Origin of the sequence: Winogradskyella poriferorum, assembly GCF_050618035.1 — a bacterium.
Classification (GTDB): Bacteria; Bacteroidota; Bacteroidia; order Flavobacteriales; family Flavobacteriaceae; genus Winogradskyella; species Winogradskyella poriferorum_A.
In genome coordinates this window covers 1-257 of the sequence record NZ_JBODPY010000060.1, presented here as the reverse complement: position 1 = coordinate 257, position 257 = coordinate 1, and the positions used below count along the sequence as shown (strand labels likewise).

The 257-nt window shown below is 34.2% G+C and carries 1 pseudogene; it reads right to left on the bottom strand.

Annotated features, from left to right (window positions below):
• Nucleotides 1-135: 135 nt before the first annotated feature.
• Nucleotides 136-257, bottom strand: a pseudogene (locus ACRHOC_RS14915) (biopolymer transporter ExbD); the annotation flags it as partial.

Below are 257 nucleotides of genomic sequence, written 5' to 3'. Positions count from 1 at the left end.
TGGCCCAACAACAAATAGCGATAAAACAAGTATAACAGTTATAAGTCCTGTTATTCTCGCGGAATTATGTTCGTGTTTTGTCTCTAAGTACTTCACCTTAATCGTTTACTAAGACGGTTTCAAAAATAGTGTCGTTTAATTAGGTTTAACAGCTAATATGACTGTGAATTTATTTCTATTGGCAATGTCCATAACCTTTACCACATTTTCTACAGGAAGAGATTTTGCAGCTCTAAGCACTATGGTTGGTTTTTCTT